This window comes from Wolbachia endosymbiont (group A) of Ophion costatus (assembly GCF_963969245.1).
GTDB lineage: Bacteria > Pseudomonadota > Alphaproteobacteria > Rickettsiales > Anaplasmataceae > Wolbachia > Wolbachia pipientis.
Genome location: NZ_OZ017714.1, coordinates 1,017,681 through 1,041,271 on the forward strand (window position 1 = coordinate 1,017,681; position 23,591 = coordinate 1,041,271).

Here is a 23,591-nt window from a genome sequence, read left to right on the forward strand (position 1 = left end):
CTAGTCTCAAAAATTATTACTAAATTACAACATTTATTGCTAAAAACTTAAGTAATATGACCATTTCCAGCGCTCAAAACCAACAACTGTGAGAATCTTTCGTTTTTGAATACATTGGTCTGGTAAAGTCAATATGAAAAAATCCTAATAACATTTCTGATCTTGTTATAAGCTTCCTCAAGCTCTGAAGTACTTATTGAATAGGGTGGTAATAAATAAACTGAATTGTTAATTGGTCTGATTAAAAGTCCTTGCTCTAAAAATTTTATCTTTAATGTTTGTGCCCCGTGAACATCAAAAGCTGCTATTGTACCAGTAACGCGTGTATGCTTAACACTCTCACAAGCTTCAGATAAATTTACTAATTCCTTTTTATGTATACTATGAATCCTCTTAATTGACTCCATGGTATCAGGCTTAATTAATAATTCTAAAGAAGCAATTGCGGCCGCACAACCTAAAGGATTGGCAGTATAGGAATGACCATGAGCAAACGCTTTAGTAAAATGTTCACTTAAAAATACTGAGTAGACTTCTTCGGTAACAACTGTGAGAGCAAGTGGAAGAAAACCTCCTGTTAATCCTTTGGAGATACATAAAAAATCTGGTATAATTTGAGTTTGCTCAAAAGCAAAATAAGTACCAGTACGTCCAAAACCGGTCATAACTTCATCACAGATTATCAAAATCCCATGCTGGCGTACTAAATTAACAACTTTTCTAATGAACTCTGGACGGCACATCCTCATACCACTGGCTCCTTGTACTAAAGGCTCTAGAATTAATGCGGCAATTTTGTAAGAACCAACACATAAGTAACCTTCTAACACTTCTAGAGAATGTTTTTCTTTGTTTTCTATTTCTTCATCTTCATCCTGGATTTCCGGGAAAGGTATTGTTAAAATAGAAAATAATAGGTTTGAAAATGTATCATGAAAGCCGGACTTAGCACCTACACTCATCGCGCCAAATGTATCTCCATGATACCCTCCTTCAAAACTCAGGAAAGTAGTTCTTTCACGGTTACCCTGATTCCACCAGTACTGATAGGCCATTTTTAGTGATACCTCAACAGCAGTTGAACCATTGTCTGAAAAGAAAAATCTGGATAATTTGTCTGGTAGTAGAGTTTTTAACTTTTCGCAAAGCGTTACTGCAGGCTCATGAGTAAAGCCTGCAAAAATTACATGTTCTAAAGTCATGCTTTGCTCATATATAGCCTGAGCAATCTTAGGATGAGCGTGACCGTGCAGATTTACCCACCAACTGGAAATCAGATCGAGGTATGGTTTATTACTCTCATCATAAAGATATGACCCATGAGCTTTCTTAATTGCAATTGGAAGTTTGGCTACTTTCTCTTGTGTAAAAGGATGCCATATGATTTTTCTGTCACGTTCGCTTAAATTCATTGTTCCAAGATAGCTTTTAATCGATTTGAGAGTGGTATTTGCATTAGATGTTCTCTATCAACTTTTTGCAGTCTGGGTACTGATGCTAAGACCTGTACCCTACCATAAAATTCTATTGCTTCAAGATTATCTTGATTAGGTAGTCCGTTTAAGATTACTCCCAAAATAGGAATATTTCTGGCACGCAGTACTTCTAGACTTAGCAATGTGTGATTAATAGTACCAACTGTAGATCTAACAACTAAAATTGTTGGAATGGCAAGTTTTTTGATTAAATCAACCATTAATGTGGTTTGATTAATTGGAACCAAAACTCCTCCAGCACCTTCTATAATTAAGTTATGCACTTTAGGTAAATCGATCTTATTAATATCAATACTGCCATTCTCCAGCGATGCTGCCAAGTGAGGAGATAAAGGTTCTTTATAAACAAAATTTTCTTTACAAACATTGGTGTTAGTCAAACTACTTATTTGATGACCATCTGTACCTAAAATACTTCCAGTCTGAATAGGCTTAAAATACGAGTATCCAGTGTGGAGACAAAGCCAGCTACTTATAGTAGTCTTACCAACGTCGGTATCTGTTCCTGTTATAAAGATCTGCATTGACTTAAAATTCCAAAAAATACTTCATAAGTGATGTTAATCTTGTCTGTATAGCTCTTAACTATCCTCTTCAGATCAGGTAGAAAAATTTTCTGGCTACCTTGATTTGCCCCTAAATTTCCAAGATACCTGATAAATTCACTTGCACTTGGAAAACACAGTGTAAATTCTTGTGAACTGAAAAAATATTTTTTTGGTTTTAGGTAAAGTAGATAATTTTCCAATTCCTGCTTAGATGGGTAACAATAAGTTGGTACAGGTAGTAAATATTTCGTAAAAATACTGGACCATTCATTAAACGTACCATCCAGTAAACATGAAAAAGCAAAAATATCTGAATTATTGTATGACTTCTTTATCATCTTTTTTAAATTTCTCACCCATTGAAGTGCTAGATTTGAAATGATAAGGTCTTGAAAACCGAAGTCTAGTATTTCCATATCACCTAAGATGAATTCAATCTCCTTATACCCTGCTAATTTTTCTCTTGTTTTTTCTAGCATATCAGGCGATATATCGTTTAAAGTAAATTTGCTTTCTGGAAAAAAACCAAACAAAATTTCTGGAATGTAGCCTGTACCTGTACCCAAATCTAAAATAGATTGTGGATGAAATTCAGGAAAACAACTTTTTAATAGATTTACTAGTTTTGCAGCACATTCTTTTTGAACAAAAGCTACATTATCATAAGACGAGCTTGCTCTACTAAAATTATCCTGTATGTATCTCTCTTCTAATTCCATCACAAAAACTTATAATTTGCTCCTGCACAAAATGATGCTCACATAGACCTAGACTGTGGTACCCCTTATTGTGCATACTAACTTTAGTACCTTTTTTGAAATTATCATAGATAAGTTTTTGTGGCACAATCGTATCATTCGTTGCACCTAATATTAATAGTGGTGTATGCGGCAACTGATGTACTATAGTCAATAGTTCTAAATCTTCCATTAATTTTGCTTTATTCAGATAATTAAAAGAGTTGTGGTCTATCAAATTAACACCACAACTTTTATAAAAGGATATCAGGGTATTTATTGGATCCATTTGAAAATGCTGTATAATCCTTTTCAACTCTAACTTGCGTTTTTTGTGTAATCGTAAATCAAATCCTAAAAAATTGACAAAAGCTTGTACACCAATAATTCCATTAAACTTTACATTTAAGGAAGCTAGTTTTATTAGTCCAAGAGAATGTCCAATACCAATAAGTACACCATCTTCTGGTAAGTTTAGGTTTTCTTCTCCAAAATAACCAAGATCTAAACAATAGTAAGGAATTTTAGAGAAATATTTATTTATAAGAGGTTGAAAGAACTTATAATCAAACCCCCAACCGTGACAAAATACAAAGTGATAGTTCATATTTGCTGAAGAACATGCACTAAACAGTCTAGGTTGCTTTCAGTATGATTCACATTGAGTGCAATACGTAATCTTGATGTTCCAGGAGGAACAGTAGGTGGACGTATAGCAGAAACAACCAACCCTTGTTTCAAAAGCTTTTCTTTTGTACTCATTACAGTATCCTCATCACCTAGAATTATTGGTATAACGTGTGTAACTGAATCACCTGTGTTAAATCCAAGATTTTGCAGGTTGTTTCTCAAATTTGCAGCCTTAAAGGATAAAGCCTGACGTTGATCAGTAAGATGTTGTACTAAATCCCAACTTTTAGCTGCTGCGCCAATTATCATTGGAGAAAGAGAGGTTGAATAGATAAACCCTGGACATTTGTTGATTAGGTAATTCTTTATAATATTGGAACAAGCAACATACGCACCAAAGCACCCTAGGGCTTTACTAAAAGTTCCTAAGATTAAATGTGGAGTTTCCTGAAGATTAATGCTGGTAGATAATCCATACCCATTGTGACCAATAATACCTGTTGCATGTGCTTCATCTAAATATAGAAAAGCTTCATGTTCTTTGCTCAGGGCAAAAATTTTCTCTATTGGTGCGATGTCTCCATCCATACCAAAAATTGTTTCAGTAACAATGAACTTTGGTCTTAAATCATTTTTGAATTTTGTAAGTAAATTGCTTAAGTGATCTGTATCGTTGTGTTGATATCGTACAAGTTCAGCGTTGCTCAAAAATACAGCTTGATATAAGCTTGCATGATTTAACTTATCAAAAAAAACAATAGGTTTGTCACCAAGCACTGATTGATCGAGTAGGCTTGCAAGAACCGTTACATTGGCCTGAAAACCTGAATTGAAGATAAGAGCTGACTCAGTTCTTTTGTCTTGGGCAATTCTCTTCTCAAAGTCTTCAAATATTTTTTTATTACCTGAGAGCAAACGAGAACCAGTGGATCCTACTCCAAACTGTGCTCCAGAGAGCTTTGCTGCATCAAACAATACTTCCGACTGACTTAGGCCAAGGTAATCGTTGGTAGAAAAATCGATGAAGCTTCCCAAGATATCTTTCGGCAACTGTCGATATTTCCCTTTACTTTGTAGTGTATTACAATACTTATTATATAACAATCTATTTACCAAGAAGGAGCTTAGATCATGACAGAAGAATGGACTTTTGCCAAGGCAGACCAAACCTTTAATCTTCCGTTTCCTGAGCTAATTTATATAGCACAAACAGAACATAGAAAGCAGTTTAATCCTAGTGAAGTGCAAATTAGTACGCTTTTGAGTATTAAAACAGGTAGCTGCCCGGAAAATTGTTCCTACTGTCCCCAGTCAGCACACTATAACACTGGTTTGCAGAAAAAGCCTTTGTTAGAAATTGCCGAGGTAATTGAAGCAGCAAAATGTGCAAAAGAGGCTGGAAGTAGTCGTTTCTGTATGGGAGCAGCTTGGCGTGGTCCACGTGATCAAGATTTAACAATTGTTTGCGAAATGGTCAAAGAGGTGAAAAAATTGGGCCTTGAAACGTGTGTGACTCTTGGGTTGTTAAAATATTACCAAGCAAATATGCTAAAGGAAGCTGGCTTAGATTTTTATAACCATAATATTGATACATCTGAGGAATATTATCATAAAGTCATAACTACACGTATTCTCCAAGATCGCTTAAAAACGTTAGAACACGTACGTGCATCTGGGATTAAGGTCTGTTGTGGTGGTATTCTTGGTATGGGTGAGACTAATGAGGATCGAATAAAAATGCTAGTTCTCCTTGCTAATTTGGGTAATCCTCCAGAATCAGTACCAATTAATATGCTGATAAAAATTCCTGGAACTCCACTTGAGGATGTGGCCGACGTTGATCCGTTTGATTTTGTTCGTACTATCGCAATAGCAAGAATTATGATGCCAAAATCTTATGTACGTTTATCAGCTGGGCGAGAAAAAATGTCAGATGAATTGCAAGCATTGTGTTTCCTTGCAGGTGCTAATTCAATTTTTTACGGTGAAAAGCTACTTACAGCTCAAAATCCAGTACCTGAGCAAGACAATCACCTATTTCAAAGATTGGGGCTACGAAAACTTCATATAGGAAATTAAAGGAATTTCTGCATTGACAGAAAAAAGATCTATTCCTTATTACAATTTTGCCTTAATTTTTTTTCATCCTCGGATAGATTACTGTTAATTTAGCATTATATAATATTAAAATCTCAAGTAAAATAACCATTTCCAGCACTCAAAATCAAGAGACGTGAGAACTGTTTTTCTTGGGATGGATTGGACTACTAAGTGTACCATACGAACTTTTTTATATGATAATTTCACTATACGCTAAAACTAGCTAGATTTGCTCGCTTTCGCTAAATTTACATACGAACTAACTCGCCTAACTTTGTTGCAGATAATTTCAAGCTTTTATTTTCACAACCTTATTTTTATGCTGCTTGTTCTCACAAATATACGACCTTTTTTGAAGGAGTAAATAATTCAATTCTTTATAACACTAACTAGCATGGTATCTTCACTAAAATATTTTTTGAAAAAGTTAGTTGATTTATAAATAATTCTCTACTAATACTGGCATGTGTTTGTTTATTCTGCTGAACATGCAGGTTTACTGTGCAAACTTCAGCGGCTTTTACAGTGCTCTTTTCGTCAAAGGTAGCTATACCTTACTTTATGATTATGTGTATAGGCTTGTTGTATTGAGAATTTATATAGTCCTTTTAAGTTAATTATTTGGAATGATGTTAGATATACTTAGCAAACCTAATCTCCCCTTTTTCTTTACTGGTACTCTTGCTACTGTTACATGCTTGCATCTGGAATCTTCGCTATAGCTTCTTATACTCCGTTTTAGCTCCAGTAGCAGCTTTAAGTATAGGTACCTGCTGCTTTATTTGTACTTTCTGCAGTAGCAATTGCGCTTTCATATAGGGTAATCAATCAGAATAGAAAGCCTTATGCTTTAGAGAGTGAAAAATTCAAATTAGCTTTGGAAAATAAAAGAGAGATAGAGGGGTTAGAAGTTAAAAACAAAGCTCTTAGATGTATGGTCCCAGAGTGTGATGGTGTGGATTTAGTATAAATAATTCTGGAGACTGTGTCCACTGATAACATATAAATTCATAAGGAGTAAGACCCTTAAGAGTTTTGAGTCTCTTTGCATAATTATAAGCCATAACAAAGTTATAAAGGTGTTCTTTAAGTTGCTGGTGCGATTGATAGTAATACTTCTTAACTGTAGCATCCTTTAAAGTTTTATTCATACGCTCGACTTGCCCATTCGTCCAAGGATGGCTAACTTTTGTCAAACGATGTTCAATAACATTCTCTTCGCAAACTCTATCAAATATATGTTGGAAAGCATACTTATGACGCTTCTGGTTTGTAAATTGTATACCGTTATCTGTCAAAATAGTATGGATTTTATACGGTAAAATTCTAATCAAATTACGTAAGAACTCAGCAGCTATGGGTTTTGTAGCACTGTTACACAACTCAACATAGGTAAATTTGGATGTCCTATCAATAGCAACAAACAAATGTAATTTGCCCTCCTCAGTTCTAACTTCAGCAATATCAATATGAAAGTAACCGATAGGATATTGTTTGAATTTCTTTTTTGACTTAACTTCTCCATCAACAGTTGGTAATCTGCTAATGTTGTGTCTTTGTAAACAACGATGCAAGCTAGAGCGAGTCAAATGCGGAATTGTAGACTGCAGAGCGTAAAGGCAATCATCTAGTGGCAGTAGTGTATACTTGCGAAATGTAACTATTATAGCTTCCTCTTCTAGCGTTAAAACAGTTGATCTTGGATGCTTTGGACCCATATCAGCATCTTTCGTAAATGAACGTTTTCTCCACTTAATAATAGTTTTTGGATTAAGGTTATAATGCTTGGAGAGTTTTGCTATGCTCTCTTTTCTATTTTGTATTGCTCTACGAATCGTCTGTGTTGTTTTGGCGCACCCATGTAATATCTGTCCCATAATGACTCCTTAAATGATGATGATAGTATACCATCACTCTCTGGGACCATACATCTAACTGCTATAACTCAAGTATTGAGAGCTCAATTGTCCGAAAAATATTCAGAGTTATCTAATATGACCAAAGAATTAAGAAATTTAGAAAATATAAAAGACCGGAAGAATGATAGTGGTTACTATAGTCGTACTGATACTCCAATTACTTTTTTAGATAGTATTTTTCCCAGATCTACTCTTAATAAAGCTACAGAGTATTTAACATCATATAAGAAGATCAAGAAACAGAGTATGGATTGGAAGTTCAAAGGCCAAAAAAGCTAATTATTCCAGATACTGAATTTGATTCATTGTCTAAAGATGAGATTGACAATATTCATGGTAGAACGACTATGGGAATAAGATAGCTTGTGTTTTAGTAGTGGATGTTTTAAACAGGTTTTAAGCAACAAAGCATAATCTATCTTTCATGACATTCTTATAATAGTGGTATTGAATATAAGTGGCAGTTCTCAATTATATTAATCTATAGTAAAATTGGTTCAAACTTGCATTTGTAAGAAATTTTTGACCTATCTACACACTAGTATTACTCACCATAAAAACTTAACAAAAATATGAATAGTAAAAAGATCATGGTTGTTGACTTAACGCTGTATATTGCATATAATGTACCATATGTTTTAGTTTGGAGGGGTAAGTATGGCATTAGAACGTATTTTAGAGACTAAGCCATTTTGTGGGTTAGCTACTGAAAAACAGCATACAGAACATTTTGGCTGGCAAACTCCGGGAACTATTGCATCGTTGTCAAGTCAAGAACAAACTGATGACTGGGATGAGTCCGTTATTGAAGACAACAATACTGCTGTTACAAGTTCTTTTATTCCAGAAAACTCAATTTTAATGAATTTAGCAAATCTATTAACTGAGGGCGAAAAAGTTTCGATTGATGAATTTCATGACAAGATGGAAAGTATAATGAAAGGGTTTCATGAAAATGGATACGAAAATTCTGCAAAGGTTACTCTAGAAAAGATGGAACATTTAATAGATGAATATTTGAAAAGGAAAATAAAGCTAAATTTACGCTGTGATCACTATGAATGTACTGTGTCGAATTTTATATTAAAAAAAATAATTGACATTGCTGATGCTAGCAGTGTTATGCGCATAACGCCTACTACTAGAGCACGATATAAAGACAATGGGGAAGAGGCAATGGATCCGTGGGAAGAGGCTTCAGAACCTTTATTCAATATTGTCAATAAGCTGCTGTTATCAGGTGCAAAAATAGAGCCCGATTTTTATAATGATAATATGATAGATGAAGTTATGTGGGGAAATGATGAGCCTATTTTTACAGAATGTGAAAAAATTAAGGACAAACTGAAAAGTATTGCATATGAAGGTTTAGTGAATAAGAATGAACAAGTTCAAGATGATAATCTGAAAGTAGAAGTAGATAACAATCTTGTTCTTTTCAGGTGGCCACAAAACAGTATTGTTGAAGTTGCAAAGGTTATGAATAGTAAGGTGAATGAAAATTTCAGTATAGAAAGTAGCATCTTACAGATCGGGGAAAGTATAATAAGAGTTGAGAGCGTAGGAAGAAAAAGAAATTATACGAATGTCTTAGGAAGTGGCATTGAAATGTACTTTACCAGTGAAGTGGGCAAGATTAGTATTCATCTATGTCCTAGTAATGAAGATAGTAATATAATAGAAGTAAAGCTTGATGGAGAGAGCCAGGAGAAGTTTGACAAATTAAAAGATCAATCAAGTTTAGGGGAAAGTTGCCTTTTAGGAGGGAAAAATGTTCTACAAGCTATAAAAAATAAAGGTTTTGAAAGAAACAGCGGAATACCTATAGAGTTAGCTGAAACTATTAAACAATCAGATTTTGTAGTAAAAGAATCAAGTACTCCGTCTACTCTTATAACGCCAATTGATAGTTTAAGACAGCTGCATAAGATGGAAGCTCCGGTAGTACGTTCATATTGATGTATTTTCAAAGCAAGATTTTTTTAGGTATAAACCATACGCTCGACATGATTCAGCGGTAGAAGGGCTGTCAGGGACATTTGGCTCTTACGCAATAACTTTGGAGTTCTGAGATCTTTTCATATATAGGTTTAAGATTATCACTTTTTTTATTACATAATTAAGTATCAGTTCCTGTAACGCTAGTTTACCTCAATTCTTTTCATCAACTTGCATATTATAGATTCTTTGTTTTAAAGTATTGGTTTTCTGGTACATCGATCTCCCGTTGCTTTTATAAGTTAAGAAACCAGTTCGTATAATTTCTCCATCTGTTGACTCCACAGCATCGGTATTTCTCTTAAATCAACTAACCTCAAACCACTTGGTTGCCTCCCATTTACTATGTCTTCCTTAATCTTTGGAGCTAAATAATTCAGCCTGAAAATTTGCTGTATACGTCTTGTACCTACGTTTATTTTCTTACTCAGCTCTTTCACACTTCTATATTTTCCCTCTTCCAATTGACGTTTCCACAAATGAGCTCTCACCACTGCTTTGAGTAACGCATTATTTGTTTTCCCTTCTGGTTCTACTACCGTGCATTTGTTTCCTTTCTTTTTTATTGGTATAAATTCCACCTTATCCTCTGAACTCAGCTCTATTCCATCTTCTCTTATCATTACTCCTTTTATTAACTTTTTCACTACTTCTTTCTGCTTTCCAAAACTTAAATTTTTCCATTCTTCCGCTTTTTCTTCCCATTTTTCATATATCTGCTCCGCTTTCCTCATCACTTCTTTTTCCACTTCTCCAGCAACTATTGTTCGATTTACTGATTCACAATTCTTTCCCCTTAAATGGTTATTGCACACATAATATCGATATCTTTTATTCTCTTTTTTTGCATACGTCAGCGTCATATTTACATCACAGCTCTTGCACTTAATGACTCCCCTAAGCAACGCTTCCTCATATTTTGCTTTTCTATACGGCTGATTCTTTATCAATTCTTGTGCTTTTTGCCATTTTTCTTCCTCTATTATTGCCTCATGCTTTCCCTCATACTCTTTCTCATAATGCCGTATTTTTCCCATATATATTGGATTTGTTATTATTCTTCTCACCGTCGCCTTTTTAAATGTATCTGCTTTCGTTCTGTAACCTTGACTATTTAGCTCCCTTGCCAACTCTGCCATTGACTTCAGCTCTATATACCTCTCAAATATATGTTTTACCAACTTTGCTTCTTTCTCATTTATTATTAATTCTTTATCCTTTACATCATATCCAAGCGGTAAAGTTCCACCCATCCATAATCCTTGCTCTTTTGATGTTGCTATTTTATTTTTTACTCTCTCTACTATCATCTCTCTTTCTAATTGTGCTGCTCCTGATAACACCGTTTGTACGAACTTTCCCATTGGCGTATTATTGTCAAATATCTGCGTTACTGCTACAAAATTTACTCGATGCCTTCTAAAAAATGATGTTACTTCAATGCTGTCTTTTGTTTCTCTTGATAGCCTATCCAGAGTATATACCACTACACAATCTACTTCTCCTTTTTTTACATCTTCAAATAATTCCTTTATTGCTGGTCTTTCTAAGTTTTTTCCTGAATAGCCTCCATCATCGTACCTTTTAGCCAATGCTACCCAGCCCTCTCTGCTCTTTATGTACTTCTCACATGCTACTCGCTGCGCATCAAGACTGTTAAACTTTTGTTCTAGACCATCTTCATTTGATTTTCTCGTATATATCACACATCTTACTTCTTTTAGCATTTTCAACTTCCCTTTTGATCACGCATCCCAAATAATAAAGGTCCGTTGTAGCTCATTCCCATTATTTTTCCTGCCACTGCTGACAATGACGTATAAAACTCTTCTTTGTAGATTAAACCCTTGTCTGTTACCATTACTGCATGCGTCTCTTCTCCTCTCTCTAGTATTAATTCTGTCCCTTCTACTGGTAATTTATCACTACTTATTCTTTTTCCCTTCTCTAGCCGATCTGCCAGATACTCTAGTCTTTTTGTCCCCTTTCTTGACATTTCTCCATATACTTTTTCCTGCATTCTATAAGCTAATCTTGGTATCAGATATTTCTTTGAGTATCTAGGTGCTTCTTCCACAAATACCTTCTTCCATATTTTTCTCAGCTCATCCAAAGGTTTTCTCTCTAAATTCATTACTTTCTTTTCTGTTTCTTCCTCCATATTTTTAGCCTTTCATAAATAACTTTTCAATTCTGTCTGTTTCTTTCTTCAATATTTCAGTGATCTCTTTGCTGTTTTTCGCATAATCCATCGCTGTCATCCCAAATTTATCTGCTTGTTCTATTTCAGCCCCTGCTTTTACTAGCTCCTCCACTATTTCCACTTTCCCCACCATACATGCAAGGTGCAATGGAGTGCATTTATTTCTATATTCTTCCGCATTTACATTCCCTCCTGATTTTATCAATTCTCTCACGGTTTCTAGATATTTCTCCGTTACCGCTAAGTGCAGTGCTGTGTATCCTTCTACATCTGCTGCATTCACATTCGCTCCTTTTTCGATTAATAACCTCACTGTTTTTGCGTCTACTGCATAATGTAGAACTGTTCTTCCATTCTCGTCTCTTTCATAAATATTTTTACTTGAGTTCTCTAATAGTGACTCCTCTTTTTCTTTTTTACTCATAATCTACCTCACCTTTTCTTTAAATTTTAACCCCTCTTTTAGGCCTTCTTTCTCACCACCTCATCTATCATTTCGTTCACTTGGCTCATTATCTTGCTTGCTAAATTTTGACATTCTTTCTTTATTAGCGATTTGTCTCTCTTCCTTATTTCTTCTATCTCTATTATTTTTAGCTCCGGCATATAGCTCCCATTCAGCATGTCTGCTATTTCTCCCACTATCCTCTCTATTCCATAGCAGGTCAGTTCTCTACTTTTTGTTACTCCACCTTTTTCTCTCAAAAATTTACTTGCCTTTTCACTTTCTTTACTATCACACAGAGAATACTTTTCACTTTCCCAGATGTAATACATTGGTGTTGCACCGTACTTATTCAGTTGATTAACTTCAGCTCCAGCCTTTACCAGCTCTTTTATTATTTCAACTCCTGCTCCTCCTATTTTGCACGCAGAGTGGAGTGGCGTACATCCAGTGACATATTGAGTGGCATTTACTTCTGCTCCCGACCTTAGCAGCACTTTTACATTTTCTAAACTCTTTGCGAATACTGCACAGTGTAGAGGTGTATAACCATTTTTATCTCTTGCATTTACCTCTGCTCCTTTTTTTATTAATAATCTCACTGTTTTGTAATCAGAGATTTCTACTGCTTGGTGTAATATCGTTTCTCCTTCTTCATTTCTTTTATTAATGTTTTTAAACCCGTTACTTGATACTTCTTTAAAAAACTTACTCTTGCTAAAACTCATTTCATACCTCACAAAATTAGCTTTTCTAGCGCTAGATAAATTTCTTATGTTTACCTGCTGCTATTCAAGTCATGTCCTTTTTAGCATGAGAAAGCAAGTCTTTTTCTTTTTATTTCATACACTTTTACCTATTATTAATATAATATATGAGTATCTAAATATAAGTACTTAACTTATTAGAGATATTATTCGACTATCTTTCCAACTTCTGTGCAAATGTCGATGTTCATGCCACTTCAGTACTCCCGGATAAAATACTAAAATATGATTTTCTAATTCGTGTATTGAGTCTTTTTGCTCTGAATCTAAGTCGTTTTTATAGTAAATGTTGTGTTCTGCTAAAACATATTTTGTGATCTTTTGATCAGTATAATTTTCTACTTTATAATCATGGGTAACGCTAAACCTTTCTAAAATTGGTTTGTGTTTTAAATTCCAACGTTGCCCTGAAAGTTTATCGTTTCCCAATACAAATTTATTTCCTTCTTCTTCTATGCTACCAACCGGAAAGCACGCATTTGTTTCTCCTAAGTTCCAACTGTCCGATAATATAACTTGCGCTTTCGCAAACTTAATTGCCGGTAATAAGCTCTGTGGTAGCGGATATAGCGCTTTTAAGTTGTACCACAAATGATCTCTTTCATAGATGCCTTTATAATCCCTTGTGTGAGGCTCGGTTTCTCCAAGGATTGCTACATCTAGGCGATATATATCATTGCTTAAAGCTCGTTCATAATGATCGCGTAGATAGTTTTCTATAATCCTAATAACTGGACCACTAGACCTGAAAAAATTTACTCTTCCAAATGATAACACTGGTCCATCTTTTTCTATTTTTACCCCTGAATAATCAGAAAGAAGATCTCCAAATAAACTCTCATCCAATATAAATCTCTGCACATTATAATTATCGTTAAAAATCCTCATCAATCTGGATCTTACAGGCAGTGATAGTTTTGCCAGCTCTACTACTGCATCTACGAAGAAGTCATTTGGTACCTCTTTTATCCCTACTTGCAACTCAAAAAAGTGTTTACCGGGTGGTTCTTCGATGATTGTAATGTCTTCTATATTTGCCCACTTGAGTGCTATTTTAAGTGATTTAGGTGTTCCTCGCAGTCTTTGAAATTTTACTCCTTCTACTACTGCTTTTCTTCTATCTTTTACCCAGCGTAGTATTTCTTCTAAACCATATTCTTCTATTATCCACGGCAATGTTTCTTCTTCCAATCTAAATTTAAATCCTCTAATATAGCTTGGATCTACTTTATAATCTATCGCATCTACTAGCGCTTTCTCCTGGTTTGTTGCATTTGGTGGCAATAACATTACTCAACCTTTAACTTTCTTAATGCAGCGCACTCATTTCCTAGTACTACAACGTCCTCTTTTGGCTCTATTAATTCCACATTTTCTACACCATCTACAAATAGATTCGCTATTATCCATGATTTTGTAACATTCCATCCCAACCTTCTACTTGCCTCAAACTTCTCAATAAACTGCTTCTTGATTTCCTCCTTTGATATTATAGGACTTATACTCATTCTGCTGTGAATATCTATTTCCGTAATATTGCAACCTATCACTGTTACTGTATCTGTTAAAACCCTTATATCATCTCTAGTAACTTGCTTTCTTACAATTTCAAGTAGCTCTTCTAACACTATGCCAGTTTGTGTTGATAAGATTGAAATTTGTACTTTTCCTGGTATAGGTGATTCTACTAGTGCATCTTTTACTCTACTATCTGCTGACAGTGCATGATATTTATAATATTCCTTACTTCCTCCTGTTGACCAACCTGCTATTTTTGCTTTTACCCTCTTTCTAAATCTTTCATCCTCTTCTTCTTTTTCTCTCTCTACTCCATAAAATTCAGCCAAATTATCAAGATCTTCTCCCCTTGCAAATTTCAGTAAATTACTCTTTACTGCTTCGTTCATCCTTTGTCTGAGCAAAAGTTCTCGCCATGCTGCTACCTCCAGAATCTTTATTGCTGGATCGGATTCTACTAACGCTGAAAAGGTTTCATCTCTACACACTAACTCCTCCTTCATTCTGGAAAAGATTTCCTCATAGCTTAGTTTTTCAATAATATTAGATGTCTGCATTTCTAAACAACTATTCCACTAATACCTATGAATTTGCCTTCTGAAAGATACATACCTTCAAGTACAAGAGTCATTTTTCCTTCTTTAGCTTCAGCAATCTTTACTTTTTCTAACTTAAATCTCTTCTCAAATTTCCCCAGTGCTTCTGCTGTTGCTGCATAGATTTCCAAAGTTAAATCTCTATTTATTGGCTTATCTACTAATTCAAATAGTCTTGACCCATAATCTCTCCTCATTATTCTACTGTTAATAGGAGTGGTCAGTATATCAATTATCGATTGCTTTAAGTGCTCTATTCCCTCTAATTCTTTCCCTGTTTTAGCATCCATTCCTTTCATATATTTTTCATGGATTTGACTTAATACTTGCATGTTTTTCACGTGCTATAGAAATAGCCTTTCTCAACTTCTTTTCAAGAATTTCTTTAGAAGGAAGCTGTGTTAAATACTGTGCAACATGAATATTAGAGCCTTCGAGTTCAAGATATTCTATATCCTCTTGATCCTTATCAGCACATAAAATAATCCCTAACGGTTTTTCTTCACCTGCTTTTCGTTCATTTTTATCTAACCAATTTAAATACCATTCCATCTGTCCTTTATAAGCTGGTTCAAAGCGACCTATTTTTAGTTCTATTGCTATAAGGCGTTTTAATCCTCTGTGAAAAAATAGCAGGTCCAAATACCTGTCAGTTGTTTTAGTACTCATCCTTTTTTGACGTGTTACAAAACAAAAATCATTTCCAAACTCTTGTAAAAATTTTGTCAATTCATCCAAGATTGTATTTTCTAGATCAGTCTCACTATAACTTGATGGCAATTCCATGAAGCTAAGGAAGTATGGGTCATGAAAAATGAATTCTGGTGCTAACATATTTTCTTCACGTAAATTTTTTATACTCCTTCTTATAAACTCTTCAGTTTTTTTTGCTAGCGCTGTACGTTCATACAACATAGTATCGATTTTACTACGTAGTGCCCTAACACTCCACCTTTCAATACGACACATTTCTATATAATAATTACGCTTCAGCTCATCAGAAATTGCAATAATTTCTACAAAATGTGACCAACTCAATTGTTGTGACAGTGTCGCGACAATTTCTTGATCAGAAAAGAATTTAGAAAATTGCACCATACGAAATAATGACGCTCTATCAAAACCACGTCCATATTTAATCTGAAGTTCTTTTGCAAGTTGGGAGATGATTTGCTTCCCATAATCTGCACGTTTGTGCTTTAGGATATCTTGATCAATTCTAGAGCCAATTTCCCAGTTTAACAATACTAGAGTAGAATTGAATTGAACAGAAAGATGATTTTTTGCTCTATCTATTAAATTACTAATGTCTCCTAATAGGCTAGTAGTTATATCCATATTCATAACTTTATTTTTGATAAGTATAGCATATTTTATCCTGAAAAAATGTTACTGCTACCACTGATCACCTTGGAACCACAAGAAACCATATCACCAACTCTTCCCACTCCAAACCCATTTGCAAACACTGTTTTTGATCCTTCAGTTAATACTCTACCTTCTGTAAAATTATCTCCTTTTCGGCAAACTGGCTTACCATTTACAAAAACATTGTTACTGCCACTAACGCAAAAATGTAGTGTTGCTTCTGCACAATGATCTCCTACTCGCACAACCGATTTATTCATTTAATTAAGGTTTATTTTATCTGCCTTCAATTTTATTCCACTTTTTGTCATTTCTATTCTCGATCCCCCAGCTTTCAGTGTTATTTTGTCTACTACTTCAATCTCTAAATGATGCTTACCTTTATCATATGTAAACTTCGTCCCATCTTGAAATTTTATACTATTTATTTCTTTTTTATTCTCTGGTGCAGGATATTTTTCCTGATATATTCCTGCTAACACCACTCCTAATGATAGTTCACCAAGAGGAGAAAATACCATAACCTGTTCATCGATATCTGGCGGAGACCAATCTCTATCTTTTCCTGCTTTACTTGTTATCCACGGTAAATAATCTGTTAAAAATTCTCCTATTTTCACTCTTACTTTTGCTTTTTCATAATCTATTTCTTTTACAATTCCTATACGAATAACGTTTGCTAGCTTCCTATTCAGCTCTGAAATCGCAAAACTATGATCCAACATTTATATTTTCTACGTTTATTGTATGTGGTTTAATTTTCCCCTCTTCCCATACTGATTTACCTAAATGAAGCTGATGACTCCAATCAACCATCCACACCAAATATGCATCTAATTCGGGTCTAAATCCATCAGGCTCTGCAGAAAGAAATTCAGCCGGAGATACATTCTTTTCCCAGGTATTCTTGTTCACTACTCTTGCAACCTCAGCAGCTAATGTTCTGACAATAATAGGGGCATTTTCTATAGTACTATCAACTACTATTCTTGCCTCAAATCTTACCCTCAGAGCTAGTTCACCTGTTCCTGGATCACTTCCTTTTTCAAGACTACTAAGTTCTACTAATACCGCTGGTGCTAACAGTTCTTTTCTTATCGTCGGGTATACTTCGCATGTTTGTATAGTTAGGATTTCTTTCTTCAGTGTAGTACAAATTGCTTGATGTAAATCTATCCAGAACTTTGTCATACCTTTAAAATATAGTTTAGCTCATGCTTAAAGTATTTCTCAAACTCTCTCTCACTCTCATAATTAACAAGGTCTTTTATTATTCTTGAGCCTTCAGGTTCCAGTGGTAGCTTTACTTCTTGTATTGGCAATGCTGCTCTTCCTTCACGTTTAAACATACCGCTATTTCCTTTTGGCATAACTGCTGCAAATCCTCCTATAAACTCATGCTTTCCTACTTTCGACCCTCTTCTTGTTTTTTGTATTTTGCCAATTGCCGATGCTCTAATGTCATAGAGATTTGCTCTAATTAACACTTTTAATCTGCTAGTTTTCGCCTTAAAAATTCTTAATCTCTTTCTTATCAAACTTAATTTTATCTTCTTTTCCTCACTGATTTCCTTAGCTGCTTGCGCTTTTAACCATAGTGCTGTTCTATTTAGTGCTTTTATAGCTGCCAGTTTTACTTTCTGCTCTTTTCTGTCAATATTGGAGATTATTTCATTAATATTGTTACTAACTTTAATATTAAACACTTTCTATTGCCTCAATTTTCCATACTTCACCCGAAGAATCTTTTAACGGTGGTTCAAAAATCTTATAGAATCTTTTTTCAATCTTGATATAATCACCTATGCTAAAGGAAGTAACGTCCTTACTGCGTATCTCTATTGAGGCAATTTGCTGAGTTAATGCTCCATCTGCACCTAGAGAGTACGTAGTCTCAGGACGTTTTATTAGCACTTTTATTTTACGAATACTCTCCTTATTTTTATTACAATATATGGCTTCCACTCCTAAATGCTCAAAACAATCTTCCAATAATTTTCCTATATTCATCAACTAGAACTAATTTTTACCAAAACTGCCGGACGATGGCACATTGGCAGAGGGTTTGACTGCGTATGCAAATCAGTCCCTCTATCAAATCTTCTTGGCTCTTGTTTTGCATATAGTGGCTGTCCAAGAGTATTTACTGTTTCATTAAAATCTGCTGGTGCAAAATATGTTGTAAATGTGCTTGCTGTTCCTAGTGGAAAACAGTGTCCTGTATCTCTTTCTATAAACCTTCTTACGGTTCCTTCAGGATCAGTTGCTTGCCCTCTATATTCCTCAAACGTGATTCCACAAAACGTAAATCCTGATCTCATATCATTCCTTAGCGCTGCTCCTTCTTGCCATCTCTCGTATGCTTCTTTCACTTTACTATGCGAAGTTAATGCATCAAAAAACTCAGGGCTTACCAAGGCATGAACTCCTGTCATATATTCACCACTTAGATTATCTTCTATATGCCGGAGTACTTCCAGACACTTACGTTTTATATCTGTTGTTGCTGTTCCTAGTGCAAAATTTACTACTTTTGGTGTTATCTCAAATTCGTTGTACAGATTTAATAGTTCTGACCCGTCAGCATCTAAAATTATTCCTTTCAGCGCTCCCATTCGCAAATGTTCTAATGTTATCGCATGTTTGTTTCTCATTAGCTGCAAATGATCAGTTATTACATCTGCCAGCGCTTTAAGTTCACTCTCTGATCCAAATGCCCTTATTCCCTGTACTTCCTCTGGTAACACTACATCATCATGTGGAATATGTGGAATCGTAAATGTTCTTACTTTCCTCTTTCCACGTTTTCCCACTGTTGCTGGTGCTCCAGGTAACTGCGTTGGTAGTAAACTTAATACTCCATTTTGCTCTTCTATGGTAATATGTCTAAATCTTACTGACCTACTTGGAAATAAATTTAAATTTTCAACGCGACCGTAATTTATCGGCAATATATTCATCGCATTCGTTAGTGCCGTCATGCTAAATGCTGGATTTGTAAATGGATTTTGCATTTTTTCTTTTCCCCCTTTGTGTTTTTTTATTGTTTAATATAGCCTTAGACTGCTTTACGGATAATGATCCCTCGTCCTTCAAGTTGCTTTATTGCTGCAGCTTTTTGCTCTTCAGTGATACCTGCTGGCCATACAACTGCATGATCTGCTAGCATTGCTATACGTGTAATGATTACTGCTTTGGCATTTTCTGTCGCATTTACATCACTTGTTATTACACCTATTGCTCCATCTGTTGCAGTTGGATCTATTATCTTAATCATGTTATCTTTATCGAGAGCCACTACTGTACCAAGTTTAAGAGGTTGTCCGGAAACTAGTAAATTCAAGCATATTCCCTCTTTAACATAACCCTACTCATAGCTAGGTATATGAAATTCTCAGTGGATGTTGTGAGTAAATCATACTCCTTCGATAGCCTTCTATTCCTATTAACCCAAGCAAAAGTCCTTTCTACAACCCATCTTCTTGGCTGTACTTTAAACCCTTGTTCTCTTGTTGGTAGTAGCTCAGGTGGCGTATCTTTGTGCACCCAAAATCTACATGGAGGCCTTGTAACAATTTCAATATCTATGTCATATTCTTCCTTTATGTGATTCTTTAAATTTCTTCCTTGGTATCCCATGTCAGCCCACATTTTTTTAACTTTAGTATATTTTGTTCTCATATTGTTTAATGCTATTTTAATACCATCTCTATCATTTTCGTTAGCAGCGCCTACGTAACAACCTAGTATAAAACCCTGAGTGTCTGTAATTATATGCCTTTTTCTACCCTTTACTTTTTTACTTCCATCATAGCCTTTGATCCCCCCTTTTCTGTAGTCTTTACAGATTGACTATCTACTATACAGGCACTCGGCTGCTCATTCCTTCCTATTTTTCTTCTACTATATTTTGTAATTTCATAATTCATTTTCTCAAAAATTCCCTGCTTCTTCCATTGCCTGAACTGCTCATACACAGTCTTCCATAGCGGAAAATCATTTGGTAAATACCGCCATTGACACCCTGTACGCAATACATAGAAAATTGCTTCTAATATTTCTCTTTTGCTATACTTTGGCGGCCTTCCTCCTTTCTTGTATGATACTCTGAAGTGTTTTTCTATTCTTGCCCATTCCCTTTCGCTTAGATCTGTTGGATACTTTTTTCTCATCTTTACCCCGTACTAAAATTTCAGATATTATAGCCTTTTACTTGTTTCCGGACAACCTCTAAGTATAAGTAAAGAATGGATATGACACTGATTATCTGACACAGGAGGATCCAGTAGTTTAAAAATACGATCGCTATCACCTTGTTTCATAGCATCAAATATAAGTTGCTGACACATGTCTAAAACTTCGGAAAATTTCTTGACAACAACATTTCTGTCCGAACATGAAAAATGCATAATACCCCCCCTGGAGACTTTACAATGAAGACCACATTAGACTTTAGTTATTTGAAATTTTGAGTAACGGAATCAAAAATACGACCCCAGCTTCTACTTTGAAGCTACCAGGTGGTGCAATCTTTTGAACTTTTCAGCAACTCTTCAAGGTTATTCTTTTCTTCTAAAAATGCAAATGGACCCCTTAGTAACGGAGCCTGACTTTTACTGCTTAGACTCAAAACCCCTTTAGATGATCTACTTATTAACATACCAGCGACTACCTTAAACTTACCATCATGATAGCCTAAAAAATCAGCAAAGCAAGCATTTTTTTGTAACAAATAACACTATCTTGATCGGTATATATTTTCATACTTTTTATCATTAAATTAATAATATAGTCACTTTTACTTAATTAAAAATAACAAGCGCGAGAACTGTTCGTTTTGGAATCGGCCGGTCTAGCAAAAATTACATTACCAATTCCAAGAAAGCGGAGCATTTGGATCATCTGGAATTTCATAAAAAGGCAGCCTATCAATTAACAGACTTTCTTCATCTCTACTAAGATCTCTTTTTACAGTATTGCAAAAATCTCTATTGCTCCCAAAATTAGCTGTTACTGCAGTCCTTAAATCTTGATTTCCTGCCACAGCTTCCTGAAAGCTGCTGTTATTGGCAAGATGAGTTTCCAGCACAGGTTTTGCGTCATTACCAAATTTGTTTTTCACATTCAGAATAGCTTGTCCCAATTTATTTGTGTTGCTACTAATTAATTTTTCTGCCACTCCTTCCTGCAAAACACGACTACCTGCTAAGATCTCTCTATTTTCATTATCCTTCACAACCGCTTTCCCTATTTCATCTACCTTGGTATTCAAAAGGTGCTGAGTTACGTTATTGACTAACGTCTTCGACTCATCTATATTATCGCCTAAGCCACTTGCGTTAAACAAATATTCAGCTAATTTTTCAGGGCTAACCTTCCCTTCAGTAATTCTTTTTGCTTCACCTTTCTCTATGTTGCCAGCATTGAATAACAACTCAGCTAACCTAGAAGTGCTGGCATTTTTTATTATATCTTCAATAAAGCTCTTTTGATCCCACTGATGATTCTCTGCTAGTGCATTCTTAGCATCGTTAAATACTAGTTCAGAAATCTTATACGAGCTAACTTTATCTTCGGCAATCTTTTTGGCTGCAAGTTGATCTACGTTACTTTTATTAAAAAGCAACTCAGCGAGTTTTATTGGATCAGCTTTATTTATAAAATCCTGCGAATTAAGATTTATTTTATTAGCAACATGAGTAGCAAGATTTTGACCAGTGCTATCAGTTATATCAAGTACTGTTTTTCCCAATATATCTTTATTTTCATCAGTAAGTAGCTGTACAGCGACTTCCTCAATTGATGGGCTTTTTCCATCCCTACCTGCCGGACCTTGAGGACCATCTGCACCTTTTGATCCCTGCATCCCCTTGTCTCCTAAAAAAGCTTTTGCTATCTTACCATCATAAGCATTTTCGTTATCAGCAGTTTGATCAAGAAATCTGCCTAATTTTTCCACTAAAATTGATTTCTTTTTCCCATCTCCTATATCCTCTGTTGCATCAAGTATTTTTTTCGTGAATTCTAAAATTTTTATATTAGAGCCATCAGCTTTAGCAAAATTACCCTTCTCTGCCAAAAAATCTTTTGCTGTTTTATTATCACCATATATTTCATATTCTTCATTAAGAAGCTCCCCTAATGTATTAACTAAAATTGAAGTTGCATCGGGTTCATGTTTATAAAATAATTCACTTGCTAATCTATTGATTCCATCACTGTTACAAGAAATAAATCCTCTATCTGTATCTTCCTTAGTATATACATTTTCAACATCAACCTTTTTATTTAATCCTTCATCTACTTCTTCCTTAGTATATACATTTTCAACATCAACCTTTTTATTTAACCCTTCATCTACTTCTTCCTTAGTATATACATTTTCAACATTAGCCTTTTTATTTAAGTAAACATGCAGAACATCTCGCCTAGGAAATGCATTATCTAGTATCAAGTTAGAGATTCTATCACCCTTATCAAAATCTTTTGCATAAAATATCGCCTCCACTATGGACTTTTCTGCTAACTTCTCTTCAAGTACTGTATGTTCATCATTGTTAGTACTTTTCATATCAAGTAGACTTTTAAAAGCTGCCGCTAAACCTTCTACTTTATGGCTTATTTCATCTTGACCATTTTGTTTATATTTTAATTCCAGACTACCATTGCTTGCATCTAAAGTATACTTATTACCTTTCTCATCACTCAAGGTTATAATTTTAACATTTTCCAAATTTGATATTGATGTGCCGTGATTATCTTTAAACTCTACATTAGGTGTCATATCACTTCATATTAATTAAAACGAAAGGATACGCAAAAAAATATATTTTTTTATTAATACATGATGCAAAAAGAGCTTTATTCTATTTTAAATATAGAATTGCAATGAATTTTCCTTTTATTTCCAAATAAACTAATTTTCACTCTTTAACATTAATTACCACTAACTCAAATAACACAACCATTTCCAGCATTCAAAACCAAGGGTCGTGAGAAGAGTTTGTTTTGGGATGGATTGGACTACCACACGTACCGTTCGAACTTTTTTATATGGTGATTTCATTATATGCTAAAACTAGACATATTAGCCCACTTCATCCACATCTACATATGAACTGTTTTACCTAACTTTGTTGAAATAACCTTACGTTTTTATTTTTACAACACTACTTTTATTTAAACTGTTCTCACAAATATATGTACCTTTTTTATGTTTTTGAGGAAAGTAAATAACAAAAATTTTTGCGGCGCTGAAGAAGGGTA

Annotated in this window: 27 protein-coding genes; 3 read left to right on the forward strand and 24 right to left on the reverse strand. The window is 34.7% G+C overall.

Translation table 11 applies throughout. From position 1 onward, the window contains the following. Positions 1-128 precede the first annotated feature (128 nt). Genes bioA through AACH21_RS05055 form a run of 5 tightly spaced genes read right to left on the reverse strand, consistent with a single transcriptional unit; the run spans position 129 to position 4,446 of the window. The gene (gene bioA, locus AACH21_RS05035; RefSeq protein WP_338482352.1) at positions 129-1,412 is read right to left on the reverse strand and encodes an adenosylmethionine--8-amino-7-oxononanoate transaminase; all 1,284 of its coding nucleotides are present in this window, start codon (positions 1,410-1,412) and stop codon (positions 129-131) included. Next, a complete protein-coding gene (bioD, locus tag AACH21_RS05040; protein WP_338482353.1) occupies positions 1,409-2,020 on the reverse strand; it encodes a dethiobiotin synthase in 612 nt (203 codons plus the stop codon). Before bioD ends, bioA begins: the two co-directional genes overlap by 4 nt. Beyond that, positions 2,005-2,763: a methyltransferase domain-containing protein gene (locus tag AACH21_RS05045; protein ID WP_338482354.1), complete on the reverse strand. Its 759-nt coding sequence runs from the start codon at positions 2,761-2,763 to the stop codon at positions 2,005-2,007. The genes bioD and AACH21_RS05045 overlap by 16 nt, the downstream gene beginning before the upstream one ends. Next, positions 2,732-3,388 carry a hypothetical protein gene (locus AACH21_RS05050; RefSeq protein WP_338482355.1) on the reverse strand — a complete coding sequence of 219 codons (657 nt, stop codon included), beginning with the start codon at positions 3,386-3,388 and terminating at the stop codon, positions 2,732-2,734. The genes AACH21_RS05045 and AACH21_RS05050 overlap by 32 nt, the downstream gene beginning before the upstream one ends. Continuing rightward, on the reverse strand, positions 3,385-4,446 hold the full coding sequence (locus AACH21_RS05055; protein WP_338482356.1) for an 8-amino-7-oxononanoate synthase: 1,062 nt from the start codon (positions 4,444-4,446) through the stop codon (positions 3,385-3,387). The genes AACH21_RS05050 and AACH21_RS05055 overlap by 4 nt, the downstream gene beginning before the upstream one ends. A gap of 93 nt (positions 4,447-4,539) precedes the next feature. Between AACH21_RS05055 and bioB the strand changes: the two genes are divergently transcribed. Beyond that, the gene (bioB, locus tag AACH21_RS05060; protein ID WP_353285964.1) at positions 4,540-5,490 is read left to right on the forward strand and encodes a biotin synthase BioB; all 951 of its coding nucleotides are present in this window, start codon (positions 4,540-4,542) and stop codon (positions 5,488-5,490) included. A 947-nt stretch (positions 5,491-6,437) separates the two neighbouring features. On the opposite strand, the gene AACH21_RS05065 is transcribed toward bioB, so the two are convergent. Beyond that, positions 6,438-7,388: an IS481 family transposase gene (locus AACH21_RS05065; RefSeq protein ID WP_338482200.1), complete on the reverse strand. Its 951-nt coding sequence runs from the start codon at positions 7,386-7,388 to the stop codon at positions 6,438-6,440. Positions 7,389-7,475: 87 nt separating this feature from the next. Between AACH21_RS05065 and AACH21_RS05070 the strand changes: the two genes are divergently transcribed. Together AACH21_RS05070 and AACH21_RS05075 are read left to right on the forward strand one after the other, a co-directional pair. Beyond that, the gene (locus AACH21_RS05070; RefSeq protein WP_338482359.1) at positions 7,476-7,709 is read left to right on the forward strand and encodes a hypothetical protein; all 234 of its coding nucleotides are present in this window, start codon (positions 7,476-7,478) and stop codon (positions 7,707-7,709) included. A 378-nt stretch (positions 7,710-8,087) separates the two neighbouring features. After that, positions 8,088-9,389, forward strand: a complete 1,302-nt coding sequence (locus AACH21_RS05075; RefSeq protein WP_338482360.1) for a hypothetical protein — start codon at positions 8,088-8,090, stop codon at positions 9,387-9,389. A gap of 281 nt (positions 9,390-9,670) precedes the next feature. Here AACH21_RS05075 and AACH21_RS05080 read toward each other — a convergent pair whose 3' ends face one another. From AACH21_RS05080 to AACH21_RS05165, 18 genes are all read right to left on the reverse strand, one after another. Further along, entirely contained in the window at positions 9,671-11,155 is a 1,485-nt protein-coding gene (locus tag AACH21_RS05080) for a recombinase family protein (protein WP_338482361.1), read from the reverse strand. Between the two features lie 2 nt (positions 11,156-11,157). Continuing rightward, entirely contained in the window at positions 11,158-11,589 is a 432-nt protein-coding gene (locus tag AACH21_RS05085; protein ID WP_338482363.1) for a DUF2924 domain-containing protein, read from the reverse strand. Positions 11,590-11,593: 4 nt separating this feature from the next. Continuing rightward, on the reverse strand, positions 11,594-12,055 hold the full coding sequence (locus tag AACH21_RS05090; protein WP_338482364.1) for an ankyrin repeat domain-containing protein: 462 nt from the start codon (positions 12,053-12,055) through the stop codon (positions 11,594-11,596). A 38-nt stretch (positions 12,056-12,093) separates the two neighbouring features. Continuing rightward, positions 12,094-12,804: an ankyrin repeat domain-containing protein gene (locus tag AACH21_RS05095; protein ID WP_236515047.1), complete on the reverse strand. Its 711-nt coding sequence runs from the start codon at positions 12,802-12,804 to the stop codon at positions 12,094-12,096. A gap of 168 nt (positions 12,805-12,972) precedes the next feature. Beyond that, complete coding sequence (locus AACH21_RS05100; RefSeq protein ID WP_338482366.1) at positions 12,973-14,133, reverse strand: phage tail protein; 1,161 nt, start codon at positions 14,131-14,133, stop codon at positions 12,973-12,975. Continuing rightward, the gene (locus tag AACH21_RS05105; RefSeq protein WP_338482367.1) at positions 14,133-14,918 is read right to left on the reverse strand and encodes a baseplate J/gp47 family protein; all 786 of its coding nucleotides are present in this window, start codon (positions 14,916-14,918) and stop codon (positions 14,133-14,135) included. The genes AACH21_RS05100 and AACH21_RS05105 overlap by 1 nt, the downstream gene beginning before the upstream one ends. A 2-nt stretch (positions 14,919-14,920) precedes the next feature. After that, on the reverse strand, positions 14,921-15,256 hold the full coding sequence (locus AACH21_RS05110) for a GPW/gp25 family protein (RefSeq protein WP_338482368.1): 336 nt from the start codon (positions 15,254-15,256) through the stop codon (positions 14,921-14,923). A 7-nt stretch (positions 15,257-15,263) separates the two neighbouring features. After that, the gene (locus tag AACH21_RS05115; protein ID WP_338482369.1) at positions 15,264-16,301 is read right to left on the reverse strand and encodes a YhcG family protein; all 1,038 of its coding nucleotides are present in this window, start codon (positions 16,299-16,301) and stop codon (positions 15,264-15,266) included. Between the two features lie 29 nt (positions 16,302-16,330). After that, positions 16,331-16,585 (reverse strand): PAAR domain-containing protein, encoded by a 255-nt coding sequence (locus AACH21_RS05120; protein WP_019236415.1) that lies wholly within the window; start codon positions 16,583-16,585, stop codon positions 16,331-16,333. Next, entirely contained in the window at positions 16,586-17,050 is a 465-nt protein-coding gene (locus tag AACH21_RS05125; RefSeq protein ID WP_338482370.1) for a phage baseplate assembly protein V, read from the reverse strand. Beyond that, entirely contained in the window at positions 17,037-17,516 is a 480-nt protein-coding gene (locus AACH21_RS05130; RefSeq protein ID WP_264377062.1) for a hypothetical protein, read from the reverse strand. Before AACH21_RS05130 ends, AACH21_RS05125 begins: the two co-directional genes overlap by 14 nt. Beyond that, complete coding sequence (locus tag AACH21_RS05135; RefSeq protein ID WP_410529911.1) at positions 17,513-18,004, reverse strand: phage tail protein; 492 nt, start codon at positions 18,002-18,004, stop codon at positions 17,513-17,515. Before AACH21_RS05135 ends, AACH21_RS05130 begins: the two co-directional genes overlap by 4 nt. A 19-nt stretch (positions 18,005-18,023) precedes the next feature. After that, on the reverse strand, positions 18,024-18,335 hold the full coding sequence (locus AACH21_RS05140; RefSeq protein WP_264377060.1) for a hypothetical protein: 312 nt from the start codon (positions 18,333-18,335) through the stop codon (positions 18,024-18,026). Continuing rightward, entirely contained in the window at positions 18,335-19,339 is a 1,005-nt protein-coding gene (locus AACH21_RS05145; protein ID WP_338482372.1) for a major capsid protein, read from the reverse strand. The genes AACH21_RS05140 and AACH21_RS05145 overlap by 1 nt, the downstream gene beginning before the upstream one ends. Positions 19,340-19,383: 44 nt before the next feature. Further along, positions 19,384-19,668, reverse strand: a complete 285-nt coding sequence (locus tag AACH21_RS05150) for a head decoration protein (RefSeq protein ID WP_338482373.1) — start codon at positions 19,666-19,668, stop codon at positions 19,384-19,386. Beyond that, positions 19,665-20,497, reverse strand: a protein-coding gene (locus AACH21_RS05155; RefSeq protein WP_236514306.1) for an IS5-like element ISWpi1 family transposase whose coding sequence is annotated in 2 segments (ribosomal slippage) — positions 19,665-20,128 and positions 20,128-20,497 — 834 coding nt in all. Because the reading frame shifts where the segments join, the coding sequence is not laid out codon by codon here. Before AACH21_RS05155 ends, AACH21_RS05150 begins: the two co-directional genes overlap by 4 nt. Before the next feature lie 341 nt (positions 20,498-20,838). Beyond that, entirely contained in the window at positions 20,839-21,057 is a 219-nt protein-coding gene (locus AACH21_RS05160) for a hypothetical protein (protein WP_338482374.1), read from the reverse strand. Positions 21,058-21,192: 135 nt separating this feature from the next. Then, the gene (locus AACH21_RS05165; protein ID WP_338482375.1) at positions 21,193-23,109 is read right to left on the reverse strand and encodes a hypothetical protein; all 1,917 of its coding nucleotides are present in this window, start codon (positions 23,107-23,109) and stop codon (positions 21,193-21,195) included. Positions 23,110-23,591 lie beyond the last annotated feature (482 nt).

Bases quoted from the DNA above. Each gene is read 5' to 3' on its own strand.
- AACH21_RS05045 (WP_338482354.1), bottom strand. From the start codon at position 2,763: ATGGAATTAGAAGAGAGATACATACAGGATAATTTTAGTAGAGCAAGC.
- bioA (WP_338482352.1), bottom strand. From the start codon at position 1,412: ATGAATTTAAGCGAACGTGACAGAAAAATCATATGGCATCCTTTTACA.
- AACH21_RS05145 (WP_338482372.1), bottom strand. From the start codon at position 19,339: ATGCAAAATCCATTTACAAATCCAGCATTTAGCATGACGGCACTAACG.
- AACH21_RS05085 (WP_338482363.1), bottom strand. From the start codon at position 11,589: ATGGAGGAAGAAACAGAAAAGAAAGTAATGAATTTAGAGAGAAAACCT.
- AACH21_RS05115 (WP_338482369.1), bottom strand. From the start codon at position 16,301: ATGAATATGGATATAACTACTAGCCTATTAGGAGACATTAGTAATTTA.
- AACH21_RS05095 (WP_236515047.1), bottom strand. From the start codon at position 12,804: ATGAGTTTTAGCAAGAGTAAGTTTTTTAAAGAAGTATCAAGTAACGGG.
- AACH21_RS05130 (WP_264377062.1), bottom strand. From the start codon at position 17,516: ATGACAAAGTTCTGGATAGATTTACATCAAGCAATTTGTACTACACTG.
- AACH21_RS05125 (WP_338482370.1), bottom strand. From the start codon at position 17,050: ATGTTGGATCATAGTTTTGCGATTTCAGAGCTGAATAGGAAGCTAGCA.
- AACH21_RS05140 (WP_264377060.1), bottom strand. From the start codon at position 18,335: ATGAATATAGGAAAATTATTGGAAGATTGTTTTGAGCATTTAGGAGTG.
- AACH21_RS05165 (WP_338482375.1), bottom strand. From the start codon at position 23,109: ATGACACCTAATGTAGAGTTTAAAGATAATCACGGCACATCAATATCA.
- AACH21_RS05080 (WP_338482361.1), bottom strand. From the start codon at position 11,155: ATGCTAAAAGAAGTAAGATGTGTGATATATACGAGAAAATCAAATGAA.
- AACH21_RS05110 (WP_338482368.1), bottom strand. From the start codon at position 15,256: ATGAAAGGAATGGATGCTAAAACAGGGAAAGAATTAGAGGGAATAGAG.
- AACH21_RS05105 (WP_338482367.1), bottom strand. From the start codon at position 14,918: ATGCAGACATCTAATATTATTGAAAAACTAAGCTATGAGGAAATCTTT.
- bioD (WP_338482353.1), bottom strand. From the start codon at position 2,020: ATGCAGATCTTTATAACAGGAACAGATACCGACGTTGGTAAGACTACT.
- AACH21_RS05120 (WP_019236415.1), bottom strand. From the start codon at position 16,585: ATGAATAAATCGGTTGTGCGAGTAGGAGATCATTGTGCAGAAGCAACA.
- AACH21_RS05075 (WP_338482360.1), top strand. From the start codon at position 8,088: ATGGCATTAGAACGTATTTTAGAGACTAAGCCATTTTGTGGGTTAGCT.
- AACH21_RS05090 (WP_338482364.1), bottom strand. From the start codon at position 12,055: ATGAGTAAAAAAGAAAAAGAGGAGTCACTATTAGAGAACTCAAGTAAA.
- AACH21_RS05065 (WP_338482200.1), bottom strand. From the start codon at position 7,388: ATGGGACAGATATTACATGGGTGCGCCAAAACAACACAGACGATTCGT.
- AACH21_RS05050 (WP_338482355.1), bottom strand. From the start codon at position 3,388: ATGAACTATCACTTTGTATTTTGTCACGGTTGGGGGTTTGATTATAAG.
- AACH21_RS05100 (WP_338482366.1), bottom strand. From the start codon at position 14,133: ATGTTATTGCCACCAAATGCAACAAACCAGGAGAAAGCGCTAGTAGAT.